Annotated in this window: 10 protein-coding genes; 8 read left to right on the forward strand and 2 right to left on the reverse strand. The window is 69.8% G+C overall.

The window, feature by feature from the left end; all coding sequences use genetic code 11:
• Window positions 1-272 precede the first annotated feature (272 nt).
• The 3 genes from ACWDAG_RS39625 (at window position 273) to hflX (ending at window position 5699) form a co-directional block, all read left to right on the forward strand.
• A complete protein-coding gene (locus ACWDAG_RS39625; RefSeq protein ID WP_450700401.1) occupies window positions 273-2396 on the forward strand; it encodes a RelA/SpoT family protein in 2124 nt (707 codons plus the stop codon).
• Between the two features lie 118 nt (window positions 2397-2514).
• A complete protein-coding gene (locus ACWDAG_RS39630) occupies window positions 2515-4059 on the forward strand; it encodes a M1 family metallopeptidase (RefSeq protein WP_450700402.1) in 1545 nt (514 codons plus the stop codon).
• 146 nt (window positions 4060-4205) lie between these two features.
• On the forward strand, window positions 4206-5699 hold the full coding sequence (hflX, locus tag ACWDAG_RS39635) for a GTPase HflX (protein WP_450700403.1): 1494 nt from the start codon (window positions 4206-4208) through the stop codon (window positions 5697-5699).
• 83 nt (window positions 5700-5782) lie between these two features.
• Here hflX and ACWDAG_RS39640 read toward each other — a convergent pair whose 3' ends face one another.
• Window positions 5783-7015 carry a trypsin-like serine peptidase gene (locus ACWDAG_RS39640; protein WP_450700404.1) on the reverse strand — a complete coding sequence of 411 codons (1233 nt, stop codon included), beginning with the start codon at window positions 7013-7015 and terminating at the stop codon, window positions 5783-5785.
• Window positions 7016-7386: 371 nt separating this feature from the next.
• On the opposite strand from ACWDAG_RS39640, the gene ACWDAG_RS39645 reads away from it, so the two are divergent.
• The 4 genes from ACWDAG_RS39645 to ACWDAG_RS39660 all read left to right on the forward strand — a co-directional run bounded on the left by ACWDAG_RS39645 (window position 7387) and on the right by ACWDAG_RS39660 (window position 14576).
• Window positions 7387-9042, forward strand: a complete 1656-nt coding sequence (locus ACWDAG_RS39645) for a diaminobutyrate--2-oxoglutarate transaminase family protein (protein WP_450700429.1) — start codon at window positions 7387-7389, stop codon at window positions 9040-9042.
• A 485-nt stretch (window positions 9043-9527) separates the two neighbouring features.
• On the forward strand, window positions 9528-11489 hold the full coding sequence (locus tag ACWDAG_RS39650) for an IucA/IucC family protein (protein ID WP_450700430.1): 1962 nt from the start codon (window positions 9528-9530) through the stop codon (window positions 11487-11489).
• 78 nt (window positions 11490-11567) lie between these two features.
• On the forward strand, window positions 11568-12377 hold the full coding sequence (locus ACWDAG_RS39655; protein WP_450700405.1) for a GNAT family N-acetyltransferase: 810 nt from the start codon (window positions 11568-11570) through the stop codon (window positions 12375-12377).
• Window positions 12378-12599: 222 nt separating this feature from the next.
• Window positions 12600-14576 carry an ATP-dependent DNA helicase gene (locus ACWDAG_RS39660; protein WP_450700406.1) on the forward strand — a complete coding sequence of 659 codons (1977 nt, stop codon included), beginning with the start codon at window positions 12600-12602 and terminating at the stop codon, window positions 14574-14576.
• A 158-nt stretch (window positions 14577-14734) separates the two neighbouring features.
• On the opposite strand, the gene lexA is transcribed toward ACWDAG_RS39660, so the two are convergent.
• Window positions 14735-15514 (reverse strand): transcriptional repressor LexA, encoded by a 780-nt coding sequence (gene lexA / locus ACWDAG_RS39665; RefSeq protein WP_450700407.1) that lies wholly within the window; start codon window positions 15512-15514, stop codon window positions 14735-14737.
• A 565-nt stretch (window positions 15515-16079) separates the two neighbouring features.
• Between lexA and nrdR the strand changes: the two genes are divergently transcribed.
• Window positions 16080-16640 (forward strand): transcriptional regulator NrdR, encoded by a 561-nt coding sequence (gene nrdR / locus ACWDAG_RS39670; RefSeq protein ID WP_450700408.1) that lies wholly within the window; start codon window positions 16080-16082, stop codon window positions 16638-16640.
• The last annotated feature ends 46 nt before the right edge of the window (window positions 16641-16686 follow it).

Below are 16686 nucleotides of genomic sequence, written 5' to 3' on the forward strand. Positions count from 1 at the left end.
CCTGTGTGCCTGGTGGTGCACGGGAGTTGCTTCGGGGCGGCGGCCGCACGTTCGAAATCACGGGTGGCCCCCTGTCGCTTGGCGCGAAACCGTAAACCTACAGACCTTCGCTCGAATGGGTGATCCGTTTCACGCTCGGCGAGAGGCGGTCAGCCGCACGTGATGGGCTCGGTAGCATCAAGCACCGGCCCGGACGGGGGACCGTTGCCATCCCCTGAGCCGTGTCCGCCATGGGGCACCCCGTCCGCCGGTCCACGCAGCCGGAGGTGCCCATGAGTGCGGAGGCCACGAACCCCGCGACCCCAGGTCCGGTAACAGGCCCGGCGGCGCGCTGGCGGGCGCGGATCGACCTGCGCCGCCTCGGCCGTGCCGCCCTGCTCGGCCCCGCCACCCGTGACCGGCTGCCCAGCGCCATCAGCCATGTCGTCGACGCTCACCGCGCCCACTACCCCAGCGCGGACCTCGAACCCCTGCGCCGCGCCTACGTGCTGGCCGAGTCCTCGCACCGCGGCCAGATGCGCAAGAGCGGGGAGCCGTACATCACGCATCCGCTCGCGGTGACGCTGATCCTCGCCGAACTCGGCGCGGAGACCACGACTTTGACGGCCTCTCTGCTCCACGACACCGTCGAGGACACGGACGTGACCCTCGATCAGGTCGGCGAGGAGTTCGGTTCGGAGGTCCGCTATCTCGTCGACGGCGTCACGAAACTGGAGAAGGTCGACTACGGCGCCGCGGCCGAACCCGAGACCTTCCGCAAGATGCTCGTCGCCACCGGCAGTGACGTCCGCGTGATGTCGATCAAACTCGCCGACCGGCTGCACAACATGCGCACACTCGGCGTCATGCGCCCCGAGAAACAGGCGCGCATCGCCAAGGTCACCCGCGACGTCCTCATCCCGCTCGCCGAACGGCTCGGGGTCCAGGCGCTGAAGACCGAGCTGGAGGACCTGGTCTTCGCGATTCTCCACCCCGAAGAGTACGAACACACACGGGAGTTGATCGTCGACAACGCCTCCCGCGCCGACGACCCGCTCGCCGAGATCGCCGACGAGGTACGAGGCGTGCTGCGCGAAGCCGACATCCCGGCCGAAGTCGTCATCCGGCCGCGGCACTTCGTCTCCGTCCACCGCGTCGCCCGCAAGCGCGGCCAGCTGCGCGGCTGCGACTTCGGCCGCCTGCTGGTGCTGGTGAACGAGGACGCGGACTGCTATGGCGTCCTCGGCGAACTGCACACCTGTATGACGCCCGTGGTCTCGGAGTTCAAGGACTTCATCGCCGTCCCGAAGTTCAACCTGTACCAGTCCCTGCACACCGCGGTCGCCCGCGGGGACGGCCAGGTCGCCGAAGTCCTCATCCGCACCCACCAGATGCACAAGGTCGCCGAGGCCGGTGTCGTCGCCCTCGGCAATCCCTATGCCCCGCCTCCGGAGGAGAACGCTCCGGCCGACGGCGAGCGCGTCGACCCCACCCGCCCCGGCTGGCTCTCCCGCCTCCTCGACTGGCAGGAGGCCGCGCCCGACCCGGACACGTTCTGGTCCACCCTCCGCGAGGACCTCGCCCAGGACCGTGAGATCACCGTCTTCCGCCCCGACGGCGGCACGCTCGGTCTGCCCGAGGGCGCCACCTGTGTGGACGCCGCGTACGCCCAGTACGGCGAGGACGCGCACGCGTGCATCGGGGCCCGCGTCAACGGCCGCCTGGCGACGCTGAGCACGGTCCTGCGGGACGGCGACACCGTCCAGCTCCTCATGGGCCAGGACCCGGCCTCCGAGCCCTCCAGGGAGTGGCTGGAGCACGCCCACACGCCTGCCGCCCGTATCGCCATCCAGCGGTGGCTCGCCGCCCACCCGACGCACGAGGAGGCGCAGGAGGCAACGCAGGAGATCGACGAGGAGCCCTCGGCCGCTCTCCGGCCCACCGCGGAGGGGCTGAGCTCACGTCCCACCACCGCCGACATCACGGTCGACCAGCCCGGCGCGACCGTCCGGCTCGCCGGCTGCTGCACACCCGTACCGCCCGACGAGGTCACCGGCTTCGCCGTGCGGGGCGGTGTGGTCACCGTCCACCGTGTCGAGTGCGCCGCCGTGGAGCGAATGAAGAGCGGGGGGCGCGCGGAGGTCGACGTGCGCTGGGGGGACACCACCGAGTGCCGGGTCACGCTGCTCGCTGAATCGTTCGTCCGCCCCCATCTGCTGGCGGACCTGACGGAGGCCATGGCCCTCGAAGGCGCCGAGATCGTGTCCGCGACGGTCGAACCCCCGACCCAGCAGCGCGTCCGCCACACCTACACGCTCCAACTCCCGGACGCGGCCCACCTGCCCGCTCTGATGCGGGCGATGCGCAATGTGCCGGGGGTCTACGACGTGAGCCGGGCGCAGACGCCGGGTGTGTGAGCGCCGGGCCGCGCGCCCCACGGCGCCAGAGCCGCACACCTGCACCTGACCTACCCATTCGGGTGGGCCGAACGCGAGTCGTCGCCGTCCGGCACGCGCGCGCTGATAGCCGTGATCCATGCTGCTCACCCCGTGCTCCCAGGCCCCGGACGGTCCGCGTCCCGGCATCGCGGCCCGGTTCCGCCGCCCTCCGCGCAGTCCCCGCCGTCTGAAGGCGGCCGCACTGCTCGCCTCCGCCGTCTCCGTCTGCCTCCTGGCCGCGAGCTCGCCCCCGGCCCCCCTGGGCATCGGCGACCGCCTCTACCCGGACCTCGGCAACCCCGGGTACGACGTGGAGTCGTACAACCTCTCCTTCACCTATCCCGGCACCAACAGCAAACCCCTCCAGGCCGTCACCACCATCAACGCCTCGACGACCACGGACCTGGCGCGTCTGAACCTCGACTTCGCGCACGGCAAGGTCGAATCGGTCCAGGTCAACGGTGAGCCGGCCACCTTCACCAGCGCGGGTGACGACCTCGTCGTCACGCCCGCCAGGCCGCTGCCCCGGGGCACCTGGACGCGGATCACCGTGCGGCACACCAGCGACCCCGGGGCCGTCAAGGACCAGGACGGCGGCTGGGTACGCACCCAGGACGGACTCGGGATGGCCAACCAGGCCGATGCCGCACACCTGGTGTTCCCGTGCAACGACCACCCCTCCGACAAAGCGCTGTTCACCATCCGGATCACCGCCCCCAACGACTACACAGCCGTCGCCAACGGCCTGCCGACCGGCGTGGAGCGCGACGGCAAGTCGACCACCTGGACGTATCGCACCCGGCACCCCATGGCCACCGAACTCACCCAGGTGTCCATCGGCCGTTCCACCGTGCTGCACCGCACCGGGCCGCACCATCTGCCCGTTCGCGACGTCGTGCCCACCAAGGACGTCAAAGAGCTCGAACCGTGGCTCGCCAAGACGCCCGACCAGATCGCCTGGATGGAGAGCAAGGTCGGCCACTACCCCTTCGAGACGTACGGCCTGCTCATGGCACAGGCGTCCACCGGCTTCGAACTCGAGACGCAGACGCTCTCTCTCTTCGAGAGCGAGCTCTTCACCGGCCACACCTACCCCAAGTGGTACGTCGAGTCGATCATGGTGCACGAGCTGTCCCACCAGTGGTTCGGCGACAGCGTCAGCCCCCAGACCTGGTCCGACCTGTGGCTCAACGAAGGGCACGCCACGTGGTACGAGGCCCTGTACGCGGAGGAGGTGGGACACAAGCCCATGGAGGCACGCATGAAAGCCGCGTACGCGGCCTCCGACGGCTGGCGCGCCGCCGGTGGGCCGCCGGCCGAGCCCAAGGCGCCCGACCCCGGCCGCAAGATCAGCATCTTCCGGCCGAACGTCTACGACGGCGCCGCGCTCGCGCTCTATGCCCTGCGCCAGGAGATCGGCCGCCCCGCCTTCGAGCGCCTGGAGAGGTCCTGGGTGAGCCTCCACCGCGACGGTACGGCCACCACCGCCGACTTCGAACGGCTCGCCTCCCGGATCTCCGGGCGCGACCTGAGCGGCTTCTTCGAAGGCTGGCTGTACGGCAAGAAGACCCCGCCGATGCCAGGTCACCCGGACTGGAAGCCGGCGGCACCCGGCACGAAGGCTGCGAAATCCGCGAAATAAGGCGATGACCGGACGGGCCGTGCCGTGCGACCATCTTCGGGTCGGCGCGGCACGGGTCGCGGGAATCTCCCGGGGCGCTCGTACGTTGTCCACCATGACCGCTGTCGCGATCGCCGTATCGGAATCCCCATCGACGTAAGGATCCAATGACCTCCTCTTCATCCCCTTCCCAGGACACTGAGCGCTTCGCGCACACCTACCCCGAGCGTCTTCGGGCCGATGCCCTGATGGAAGAGGACGTCGCCTGGAGCCACGAGATCGACGGAGAGCGGGACGGCGACCAGTTCGACCGCTCCGAGCGCGCGGCTCTGCGCCGTGTGGCGGGCCTCTCCACCGAGCTCGAGGACGTCACCGAGGTCGAGTACCGCCAGCTCCGCCTGGAGCGTGTCGTGCTCGTCGGCGTCTGGACCACGGGGACCGTGCAGGACTCGGAGAACTCCCTCGCGGAGCTCGCCGCCCTCGCGGAGACCGCGGGCGCGCTCGTGCTCGACGGCGTGATCCAGCGCCGCGACAAGCCCGACGCGGCCACCTACATCGGCTCCGGCAAGGCCTACGAGCTGCGGGACATCGTGCTCGAAACGGGCGCCGACACCGTCATCTGCGACGGTGAGCTCAGCCCGGGCCAGCTCATCCACCTCGAAGACGTCGTCAAGGTCAAGGTCATCGACCGTACGGCCCTGATCCTCGACATCTTCGCCCAGCACGCGAAGTCCCGAGAGGGCAAGGCGCAGGTCGCGCTCGCGCAGATGCAGTACATGCTGCCGAGGCTGCGCGGCTGGGGTCAGTCGCTGTCCCGGCAGATGGGCGGCGGCAAGGGCGGCGGCCTCGCCACCCGCGGTCCCGGTGAGACCAAGATCGAGACGGACCGGCGGCGGATCCGCGAGAAGATGGCGAAGATGCGCCGGGAGATCGCGGAGATGAAGACCGGCCGCGAGATCAAGCGCCAGGAGCGCAAGCGCAACAAGGTGCCGTCCGTCGCCATCGCGGGCTACACCAACGCGGGCAAGTCCTCCCTGCTCAACCGCCTGACAGGCGCCGGCGTCCTGGTCGAGAACGCCCTGTTCGCGACCTTGGACCCGACCGTTCGTCGGGCGGAGACCCCGAGCGGCCGTCTGTACACGCTGGCCGACACGGTCGGATTCGTCCGGCACCTGCCGCACCATCTGGTCGAGGCGTTCCGCTCCACCATGGAGGAGGTCGGCGAGTCCGACCTGATCCTGCACGTGGTGGACGGCTCGCACCCGGCGCCGGAGGAGCAGCTGGCCGCAGTGCGTGAGGTGATCAGGGACGTCGGCGCCACCGACGTACCCGAGATCGTCGTGATCAACAAGGCGGACGCGGCCGACCCGCTGGTGCTCCAGCGGCTGCAGCGGAACGAGAAGCGCTCCATCGCCGTCTCGGCCCGCACCGGCAAGGGCATCCAGGAGCTGCTCGCGCTCATCGACAACGAGCTGCCCAGGCCGTCCGTCGAGATCGAGGCGCTGGTGCCGTACACCCACGGCAAGCTGGTCGCCCGCGCGCACGACGAGGGCGAGGTGATCTCCGAGGAGCACACCCCGGAGGGCACGCTGCTCAAGGTGCGGGTGCACGAGGAGCTGGCGGCGGACCTCGCGCCGTATGTGCCCGCCCCGGCCGTCTGAGCCGCAGACTGAATCCCGAAGAAGCGACAATCGCCGAAGGCCCGCCCCCTCACCGAGGGGGCGGGCCTTCAGCACCAGCAGGTCTACTGACCGGCGAACTTCTTGCTCACCGAGTCGTACACACCCTTGGCCACATCACCCAGCCGCGGTCCGGCCAGCCAGCCCGAAGTCACCGGGCCGATCGAGGTGTTGGACACCAGCGCCGGCTTGCCGTCCGAGCCCGCCGCGACCCAGCCGCCGCCGGACGAACCGCCCGTCATGGTGCAGCCGATGCGGTACATCGTCGGGTCCGAGGCGTTGATCGACAGCCGTCCCGGCCGGTCCGTGCACTGGAACATCCTCTGGCCGTCGAACGGCGCGGCGGCGGGGTAACCGGTCGCGGTGATGCTGGGAACCTTCGGTACGGCCGGAGCGTTGAAGTCGACAGGCAGTGCCGAACCGACCGTCTCCTCCAGCGACTTGCCGTTTCCGCCCTTTTCCGGCGTCACATGGATGACGGCGTAGTCGTAGGAGGCACCGTCACCGCCCGTCTCGCCGCCCTTCTCGATCCACTGCTGAGAGGTCTGCGCCCAGTCGCCCCACCAGACGCCGTACGGAGCGGCCTCCTCCCTGGTGGCGTTCTGCAGCTGGGCGGCCGACTTGCCCGCGTTGTTGTACGAGGGCACGAACGCGATGTTGCGGTACCAGCCACCCTTCTTGCCGGCATGCACGCAGTGGCCCGCCGTCCACACGAGGTTCGACTTGCCGGGGTGGGCCGGGTCCGCCACGACCGTCGCCGAGCAGACCATCGTGCCTTCGGGGGAGTCGAAGAACACCTTCCCGGACGTCGCCGCGTTGGCGTGGTACGTAGGCGCAACGGCCTTCGCGTCCACGGGCGCCGGCGTGGGGTCGGTCACGCCCTGGTCACCGGAGAGGTCGTTGTCGTCGACGCCCTTGTCCGGGTCGTTGGCCTTCCGCATCCGGTCCGGGTTCCACAGACCCTTGATGATCGGGTTGATGAATTCGTCGGCCTCGCGCAGCCAGTCGTCCTTGTTCCAGTCCTTCCAGGCCCCGTGCTTCCACTTGTCGATGTCGAACCCGTGCTCTTTGAGCTTGTTCTTGATGTCGTCCGGGATCTTGATCTTGCCGTCGCCGCTGCTGCCGATGTCGCTCGCAGAGGCGGAGGCCTGGCCGTCGGCCTTGTCGTCGCCCGAGTTGCAGCCGGTGGCGGTGAGCGCCAGCGCCGATGCGAGGGCAACGGCGGCAAGAACGGGGGAGGTTCTACGGCGGGCACCCCTCTCCCGGCGAACGGTGACGGACGGCCTTATGGATCGCATGCTCTGACTCCCCCTGGGATGAACTGAACGAATCGGGTGCTGCGGCCGTGAACTCACGCTCGGAAAGAGCTGATCTCACGTGACTTCAAGGCTCCTTGGAACGGCATCACACACTATGCGCTCGCTGTGAGGGACTTCCGATGGAACAGCAACGGTTCCGTCACGGAAAGGATCTTGAGGCAACCCGTAACCCGGTGAGCGACGGGCGGTTGGTACCGGTGGGGGTTCTGCTGTCCGTGTGCGGTTCCCCGGTGGGAGGACAGGGAGTCGTGGCCGAGTCTGCATGCGGCGGGAGTGCGTCCGAGGGGACTCTTGGGCGGTGTGCTGCCGGTGAGGCGTCCGCGACCGGGCGGACCGCGCACGAGGGGATCCTGCGGCGGCAGTCGGCGCGCGAATCGGCGGCGCGCACCTATGCGCGGGCCCTGCCGATCGTGCCCGTTCGGGCCCGAGGGCTGACCATCGAGGGTGCCGACGGCCGCCGCTACCTCGACTGCCTCTCCGGAGCGGGGGCGCTCGCCCTCGGCCACAACCACCCCGTGGTACTGGAGGCCATTCGCAAGGTCCTCGACTCGGGTGCGCCGCTGCACATCCTCGACCTGGCGACCCCGGTCAAGGACGCGTTCGTCACCGAGTTGTTCCATACCCTGCCGCGTGGTCTCGCCGACCATGCGCGCGTGCAGTTCTGCGGGCCGGCAGGCACCGACGCGGTGGAGGCCGCGCTCAAACTCGTCCGCACCGCGACCGGCCGCACCGGACTTCTGGCCTTCACCGGCGCCTACCACGGCATGACCGCCGGAGCCCTTGAAGCATCCGGGCACGCCTCGGACGTACGAGTCGCGCGCCTTCCCTATCCCCAGGACTACCGTTGCCCCTTCGGCGTCGGCGGTTCGCGTGGCGCCGAGCTCGCCGCCCGCTGGACCGAATGCGTCCTCGACGACCCCAAGTCGGGGGTGGCCCTTCCCGCGGGGATGATCCTGGAACCCGTCCAGGGTGAAGGCGGGGTGATCCCCGCGCCGGACGAGTGGATGCGGCGCATGCGAAGGATCACAGCGGCCCGCTCCATCCCGCTGATCGCCGACGAGGTCCAGACGGGGGTCGGACGGACCGGTGCCTTCTGGGCGGTGGAGCACAGCGGGATCACCCCTGACGTGATGGTCCTCTCCAAGGCCATCGGCGGCAGCCTCCCCCTTGCCGTGGTGGTCTACCGCGACAACCTCGACGTCTGGGAACCCGGCACCCACGCAGGCACCTTCCGCGGCAACCAACTCGCCATGGCCGCAGGCACAGCCACGCTGGCCTACGTCCGCGAAAACCACCTCGCCGAGCGAGCGGCCACCCTCGGCTCCCGAATGCTCGCCCAACTCCGCTCCCTGGCACGGGAGTTTCCCTGCATCGGAGAGGTGCGGGGTCGGGGACTGATGATCGGGCTGGAACTCGTGGACGCGGAGGGGGAATGCGGACCACGCGGGGGCGGGACGATCGATGACGGGGCCTCCGGACTCGGGGTTGGGGATGGTTCGGCAGCGCTCGATTGGGGGCTCGGGGGAGTGGACTCGGCCTCTGACGGGCTGAGTTGGACGGCCGGAGGGCCGGATCGGGGTTCTGCTGAGCTGAGTTGGGAGACCGATCGGCTGGATCGGAGCCGTCGCGGGGGCGAGGTCGATCGCTCGTTGGATCGCGAGCTCCTCAACCACGGGACGGCTCTGGCAGCCGGGCCCGATTCCCGTGCCGTCAGCCCGCGCCCGGCCGATCCCGAACTCGCGGCCGCCGTCCAGCGGGAGTGTCTGCGACGGGGCCTCATCGTCGAAGTGGGAGGCCGCCACGCAAGCGTTGTGCGGCTCCTCCCGCCACTGACGATCAGCGACGAACAGGCGGCCGCCGTGCTCGACCGACTGGCCGATGCCGTGGGGGCGGCGGCCCGCGACCGCTCCGGCCGACCACCTGGCATACGACGGCCCCACGGACCAGATCCCCAGCACCGACGACAGGGTGAGCCCGCCGAGCGGACGGGCCACCACGGCAACTGATACCGGCCCGCTCGTACGTGCCGTCGGCGCCGAGATCCATGCCTGCGCACGACTCGCACCCCCTCAACGTCTCAAACCCCTTGAACCAGGACGCCCATACCTCGACCTCCACCTCGCAGGCAGCGCAGTAAGGCCCAGGTTCGTCACCGCACGAACCAGAACCACCCACGAGGACCGCCTTGAACCCCACCCCTGCATCCGACGCCCGAACCCACGCCCCCCAGCGAGGCCCCTCCGACGCACTGCCCTCGCACCAGATCCCACCTGCCCGGGCGCTCCCATCAGCGCTGTGGCAGCAGGAACGAGCAGCGGCGCGGGAACCGGAGCTGGGGCGGGAGTCGGAGCAGGGGGCGGTACGTGCTTCAGCCGGGGGAGGAACCCCGGGGGACGGTCGCTCCGGGGCAGGCAGGGTTCCGGGGCAAAGAGGCGACGGACAGCCTGAGAGCGCGCCGCGACAAGCGCCGACATCAGAGCAACAGAGAGCCCTGGTACCGGAGAGGACTCCGGAACGGGAGAGGGTCCCGGAGCAACGCAAAGCCCCCGTCGCCGAGAGCCCGCGCGACGCCGTCGCCGACCTCCTTGATCACCCCGACCCGCACACCGCCGCGGAGGCCGCGGCGGTCGAGAACCTGCTGCGCTGCTGGGTGCGCGAAGCCGCCCTCCGTGCCCCCGACGACGGCATCCTCCGTATCCCCCTGCCCGCCAGCGGTACGGCTCTCCTCGCCCCCGTCCAATACTGGTCCCCTACGGGTTGGCACCGGTTCGGGCTCCCGATCCTCGCCGATGCCCCCGCACATTCCCGACCGGCCGACGCCGTCACCATCGCCGCACTGCTGGCCAGGGAAACGCCTGGCAGCGTCAAGGACACCGCCGCCCTGCCCGCCACCGCCGGGCTCACGACCGGCGGTGCCGGCCGTCCCGCGAACGCCCAGACATCAGCCCTCGTCCCCACCGCCTCCACATCCGGCCCGGACCTCGTTGCCCGCGTCGCCGACTCCCTCCGCCGTACCGTCACGTTCATCCGCGAGCGCCGGGAACACCCCACCGACGGACCCGACCTCTTCCTCGCTTCCGAGCAGGCACTTGTACTCGGACACCCGCTGCATCCCACTCCGAAGAGCCGCGAAGGTCTCTCCGAAGCCGAGGCACGGTCGTACTCACCTGAGTTGCGCGGCTCCTTCCCGCTGCACTGGTTGGCTGTCGGCCCTTCTGTACTTGCCGCGGACTCCGCCTGGACCGAGCGCGGCCGTCCCGTCCCCGCGCCCCAGCTCATGGCACGGCTCGCCGGAGCCGAGCTGACGCTTCCCGACGGCTACGCAGCCCTCCCGTTGCACCCTTGGCAGGTGCGCGAGGTGCGGCAACGCGCCGAGATCGTGCCCCTGTTCGACGCCGGGCTTCTTCGTGACCTCGGCGCGCACGGCTCCCCCTGGCACCCCACCTCCTCCGTACGCACCGTCCATCGGTCCGGCTCCTTTGCCATGCTCAAACTGTCGCTGGGCTTGCGGATCACCAACTCCCGTCGCGAGAACCTCCGCAAGGAACTGCACCGCGGTGTCGAGGTCCACCGCCTCCTGCGCAGCGGCCTGTCCACGCAGTGGCAGGCTGCCCACCCCGGCTTCGACATCGTCCGTGACCCGGCCTGGCTCGCGGTCGACGCGCCGGACGGCAGCCCCGTGACCGGACTCGACGTGATGATCCGCCACAACCCGTTCAGCCCGTCGGACAACGTCTCCTGCATCGCCGGGCTCGTCTCACCCCGCCCGTACGCCGGGACAGGCAGCAACTCGGCGGGCACAGCGCGCCGCCCGGAGGACGGACCGCCGCCCCTGCAGTCCCGACTCGCCACGGTCGTCACCCGCCTTGCGGGCCGAACCGGTCGTCCCCGTGCGGCCGTTGCCGTCGAGTGGTTCCTGCGCTATCTCGAGCGGGTCGTACGTCCCGTGCTGTGGCTGGACGCGGAGGCGGGGATCGCCCTGGAGGCGCATCAACAGAACACGCTGCTCCTGCTGGACCCCGACGGTTGGCCCGCCGGCGGCCGCTACCGCGACAACCAGGGCTACTACTTCCGGGAGTCCCGACGCAGGCAGCTCGACGCCCGGCTGCCCGGTATCGGTGAGCGCAGCGACACCTTCGTCTCAGACGAGGTCGTCGACGAGCGTTTCGCCTACTACCTCGCGATCAACAACGTGCTCGGCCTCATCGGTGCCTTCGGCTCCCAGCGCCTCGCCGACGAACGGCTGCTGCTCGCCGCCTTCCGCCACTTCCTCAACGAGGTCGCCTCCGGCCCCGCCCGGTTGGGCACTTCACTTCCTGCCCACCTGTTGGACTCACCCGTCCTGCGCTGCAAGGCCAATCTGCTGACCCGCCTGCACGGCCTCGACGAACTCGTCGGCCCCGTCGACACCCAGTCCGTCTACGTCACCATCGCCAACCCCCTCCATTTCTGAAAGCCACCGCCGACCACCATCAACTCCCTTCGCTTCCGAGGAACATGCCCCATCCCGTCTTCTGAGAGGAGCGGCGCCGTGCCTCCCACCGACGCCAGCGCACACGCAGCCACCGCCCCCGGCACTGACCTCGGCGCCGACTCGGGCCCCCGTGCGGCCGAGAACAGCACCGGTGTGGGCACGGACAACGAGGACACACTGGACCTGCGGCTGCCCGACGAACTACTTGCACTCTTTGCAGCGGAAAGCGACTCCGACGAGTCAAGGAACCGGTGCGAAAGTCCGGCGCCGCGCGTTTCCGTCACGAGAGCCGATGACGACCTCCTCGACCGTGTGGCCGACTGGGGGCCGGTCGTCACACCCACGGGTGTGTTCCAGCTTGTCCCCGTGCACGTCGAGCGGGACCTACCGCTCATCAGCCGCTGGATGAACGACCCTGCCGTCGCGGAGTTCTGGGAGCTGGCCGGCCCTCCGACCGTGACCGAGGACCACCTGCGGGCCCAGCTCTCCGGCGACGGGCGCAGTGTTCCGTGCCTCGGCGTGCTGGAGGGCACACCGATGAGCTACTGGGAGATCTACCGGGCGGACCTCGACCCAGTGGCCCGCCACTATCCCGCTCGGCCTCATGACACCGGACTGCACCTCCTCATCGGCGGGGTCGCCGACCGAGGCCGCAAGCTCGGCAGCACCCTGCTCAGAGCCGCGGCCGACCTCGCCCTCGACAAGCGGCCTGCCTGCGCACGCGTCATTGCTGAACCCGACCTTCGCAACACTCCCTCCGTCGCTGCTTTCCTGAGCGCCGGCTTCCGGTTTGCCGCCGAGGTCGACCTGCCCTCCAAGCGAGCCGCCCTCATGATCCGAGACCGGGCCCTGCGCGATCTGCTGTGACGCCATGTCGCAGCGGCATCACTTTTGGTACACCGCCCGCGCCGATCCGGTTCCCACTGCCGCAGATCCGGTTTCCGCAGCGCCGGTCTCCAGTGCACCCGAGCCGACCTGCCCGACCGATCCGCCCCTACCCTCACCCGAGGAGCACCCGGTCTTGATCCCGCCCCTCGTCCCCGTCTTGATCACCCGTTTGTCAGTGCCGGGCCGTAGGGTGGTCGCGCTATGACGAAGCCCTCACTCCCCGAACTCCTGCATGCTGCCGTCACTGCCGTCGGCGGTACGGAGCGCCCCGGCCAGGTGACCATGGCCGAAGCCGTCGCGGAGGCGATCGACGACGGTTCCCATCTGCTGGTCCAGGCCGGCACCGGCACCGGAAAGTCGCTGGGCTACCTCGTGCCCGCGCTCGCGCACGGGGAGCGTGTCGTCGTGGCGACGGCCACCCTCGCCCTGCAGCGCCAGCTAGTCGAGCGGGATCTGCCACGCACCGTCGATGCGCTGCACCCCCTGCTCCGCCGCCGCCCGGAGTTCGCCATGCTGAAGGGCAGGTCGAACTACCTCTGCCTGCATCGACTCCACGAGGGTGTCCCGCAGGACGAGGAGGAGGGGCTGTTCGACCAGTTCGAGGCGGCCGCGCCCACGAGCAAGCTGGGCCAGGACCTGCTGCGACTGCGCGAATGGTCGGACGAGACGGAGACCGGCGATCGCGACAACCTCACGCCCGGCGTCTCCGACCGGGCCTGGGCGCAGGTGTCGGTGTCCTCCCGGGAGTGCCTGGGCGCCACGAAGTGCGCGTACGGCGCCGAGTGCTTCGCCGAGATGGCCCGCGAGCGCGCCAAGCTCGCCGAGGTGGTCGTCACCAACCACGCCCTCCTCGCTATCGACGCCATCGAGGGCGCCCCGGTCCTCCCGCAGCACGAGGTGCTGATCGTCGACGAGGCGCATGAGCTGGTCTCCCGGGTCACCGGAGTGGCCACCGGCGAACTCACGCCCGGCCAGGTCAACCGTGCGGTCCGCCGCGCCGCGAAACTGGTCAATGAGAAGGCCGCCGACCAGCTCCAGACCGCCGCCGAGGGCTTCGAGCGGCTGATGGAACTGGCTCTGCCCGGCCGTCTGGAGGAGATCCCGGAGGACCTCGGGTACGCGCTCATGGCACTGCGCGACGCCTGCCGTACGGTGATCTCCGCGATCGGCGCGACCCGGGACAAGTCCGTCCAGGACGAGGACGCGGTCCGCAAGCAGGCACTGGCCTCCGTCGAGACCGTGCACGACGTGGCGGAGCGGATCACCAACGGCTCCGAGTGGGACGTCGTCTGGTACGAGCGCCACGACCGCTTCGGGGCCTCCCTGCGCGTTGCCCCCATGTCCGTGTCGGGACTCCTCAGGGAGAAGCTCTTCGCGGACCGCTCGGTCGTCCTGACCTCCGCGACGCTGAAGCTGGGCGGCGACTTCAACGGCGTCGGCGCCTCTCTCGGGCTCGCACCGGAAGGCACCGAGGGCGAGGACCTCCCACAGTGGAAGGGCGTCGACGTCGGCTCGCCCTTCGACTACCCCAGGCAGGGGATCCTCTACGTCGCCAAGCATCTGTCCCGCCCGGCGCGGGACGGGGACCGCGCGGACATGCTGGACGAGCTGACGGAGCTGATCCAGGCGGCCGGCGGCCGCACCCTCGGACTCTTCTCCTCCATGCGTGCCGCGCAGCTCGCCGCCGAGGAACTGCGCTCCCGGATCCCGGAGTTCCCGATTCTCCTCCAGGGCGAGGAGACGCTCGGCGAGCTGATCAAGAATTTCGCCGCCGACCCGAAGACCTGCCTGTTCGGCACGCTGTCACTCTGGCAGGGCGTCGACGTCCCGGGCCCCAGCTGCCAGCTGGTCGTCATGGACAAGATCCCGTTCCCGCGTCCGGACGACCCGCTGATGAGCGCCCGCCAGAAGGCGGTGGAGGATGCCGGAGGCAACGGCTTCATGGCAGTCGCCGCCACGCACGCCGCACTGCTCATGGCCCAGGGCGCCGGCCGCCTCGTACGTGCCTCGGGGGACCGCGGCGTGGTCGCCGTACTCGACCAACGTCTGGCCACGGCCCGCTACGGCAGCTATCTGAAGGCGTCACTGCCGGACTTCTGGTACACGACAGACCGTAACCAGGTCCGGAAGTCGCTGGCGGCGATCGACGCGGCGGCGAAGAAGTCAGAGGCCGAATGAGCGGGGGTTGGTCTGTGTCGCGGCGGCGCGACACAGACCAACCCCTGAGGCAAGAACCCCACCGGCGGGGTCCCGGACAGCACAGGGCCCCGGAACCGGCGCAGGGGTCCCGGGGCCCGGTCAGAGGGTGGTTCCGAACGAACCGCCCGCCGCAGCCGTCATACGCGCCGCAGCACTGCCACCACCTTGCCGAGGATGGTTGCGTCGTCGCCGGGGATCGGCTCGTACGCCGCGTTGTGCGGGAGGAGCCAGACGTGGCCGTCCTCGCGCTTGAAGCGCTTGACGGTGGCCTCGCCTTCGAGCATGGCCGCGACGATGTCGCCGTTCTCAGCGACGGGCTGGCGGCGCACCGTGACCCAGTCGCCGTCGCAGATCGCGGCCTCGATCATGGAGTCGCCGACGACCTTCAGCACGAACAGCTCGCCGTCGCCGACCAGCTGGCGGGGGAGAGGGAAGACGTCCTCAACCGACTCCTCGGCCAGGATCGGGCCACCGGCGGCGATGCGGCCGACCAGCGGGACGTACGACGCGGCGGGCTTGCCGGCGGTGTCGGTGGGCTGCACGGAGGCGCCCTGGTCGGAGCCGCGCACCTCGTACGCGCGCGGGCGGTGCGGGTCGCGGCGCAGGAAGCCCTTGCGCTCCAGTGCCATCAGCTGGTGTGCGACCGAGGAGGTGCTGGAGAGGCCGACCGCCTGGCCGATCTCCCGCATCGACGGCGGGTAGCCGCGCCGCTGCACGGAGTCCCTGATGACCTCGATCACCCGGCGCTGTCGGTCGGTGAGGCCCGAGCTGTCCGCCCGGATGCCTGGAGGTCGGCCCGGTAGGGAGCGCTTTTGCCCCTCCGGATTCACGGCATCGTTCATCGCATGCACCGGCTCGAGTCGGCCCTGGGAGCGGTCCTGGGCAGTGATGGTGGCACTGTCTGCGGTGGTGGTCACGTCGGCCCCTCTCGATGGTCTCCCTGCTGGACAACGGTAGTTGCTTTCGAAAGGTTGCGCCAAACACACGTTCGAGTGAAAAAACGTGGATCGCCGTACTTGATCATGTGTCTGGGTGTATAGCTAACGCGGCACGTGGCGGACAAAAGGGCCCATTGTTGTACTCTTCACCGCCGGAGTGCTGACCTCGTGGGTCACTGCCCCAGTCTGCCATCTGGCATTCCGTCAACCGGGCACAGATCTCCATCTCTGCGGGAGTCCCACGTCGCCTCCCTGCGGCGCCCACGGTATCTCCGCATGTGTCGCAACGGTACGGCTGTGCACCTGCGGATCCGGTGCGCCGCACCGGTCGCGTGGCGCATGCCAATACGCGCGCGACACGCGCGCAGGGCGTGCATGCATAGGCCAATCCCCACATCTAGTGGTTGGATTGCAGCAGTAGCCCAGAAGTTGTGGTCCCCCGGGTCTTCAGGGCCTCGGCGATCGCCTATGCTTGGGGCTGCTTCGAGGGGCCCATGAGGCCCAGCGAGGCTATTGAGTCTGCTGTGAGGAGGGTTGGGAGTTCATGCACTGCCCCTTCTGCAGGCACCCCGACAGCCGTGTCGTCGACAGTCGTACGACCGACGACGGGACGTCGATCCGCAGGCGCCGCCAGTGTCCGGACTGCTCCCGTCGTTTCACGACCGTGGAGACGTGCTCGCTCATGGTGGTCAAGCGGTCCGGAGTCACCGAGCCCTTCAGTCGTACCAAGGTCATCAATGGCGTGCGCAAGGCATGCCAGGGGCGGCCTGTCACCGAGGACGCACTCGCCCAGCTCGGCCAGCGGGTCGAGGAGGCGGTGCGGGCCACCGGAAGCGCCGAACTGACCACCCATGACGTGGGGCTGGCCATACTCGGCCCATTGCAGGAGCTCGACCTCGTCGCGTATCTGCGATTTGCCTCCGTCTACCGGGCGTTCGACTCGCTTGAGGACTTCGAGGCCGCGATCGCGGAACTCAGGGAGGAGAGGCGACCCGTCGCCGCGGACAACGACGACCGCGAGGGCGCTGTCGCGGGGGGCCAGGAAGAAGACTGCGGGCCCGGAGGGACTGCTCAGGTCCCCGAGCCCGCCCACGCCGCCGACTGATCGGCGGGTCGGAACCGGGCGGAGGTCCCGATTCCGGCCTGAGGGC

The organism is Streptomyces sp. NPDC001157 (genome assembly GCF_053598255.1).

Bases quoted from the DNA above. Each gene is read 5' to 3' on its own strand.
- hflX (WP_450700403.1), top strand. From the start codon at position 4,206: ATGACCTCCTCTTCATCCCCTTCCCAGGACACTGAGCGCTTCGCGCAC.
- ACWDAG_RS39625 (WP_450700401.1), top strand. From the start codon at position 273: ATGAGTGCGGAGGCCACGAACCCCGCGACCCCAGGTCCGGTAACAGGC.
- ACWDAG_RS39660 (WP_450700406.1), top strand. From the start codon at position 12,600: ATGACGAAGCCCTCACTCCCCGAACTCCTGCATGCTGCCGTCACTGCC.
- ACWDAG_RS39630 (WP_450700402.1), top strand. From the start codon at position 2,515: ATGCTGCTCACCCCGTGCTCCCAGGCCCCGGACGGTCCGCGTCCCGGC.
- ACWDAG_RS39640 (WP_450700404.1), bottom strand. From the start codon at position 7,015: ATGCGATCCATAAGGCCGTCCGTCACCGTTCGCCGGGAGAGGGGTGCC.
- nrdR (WP_450700408.1), top strand. From the start codon at position 16,080: ATGCACTGCCCCTTCTGCAGGCACCCCGACAGCCGTGTCGTCGACAGT.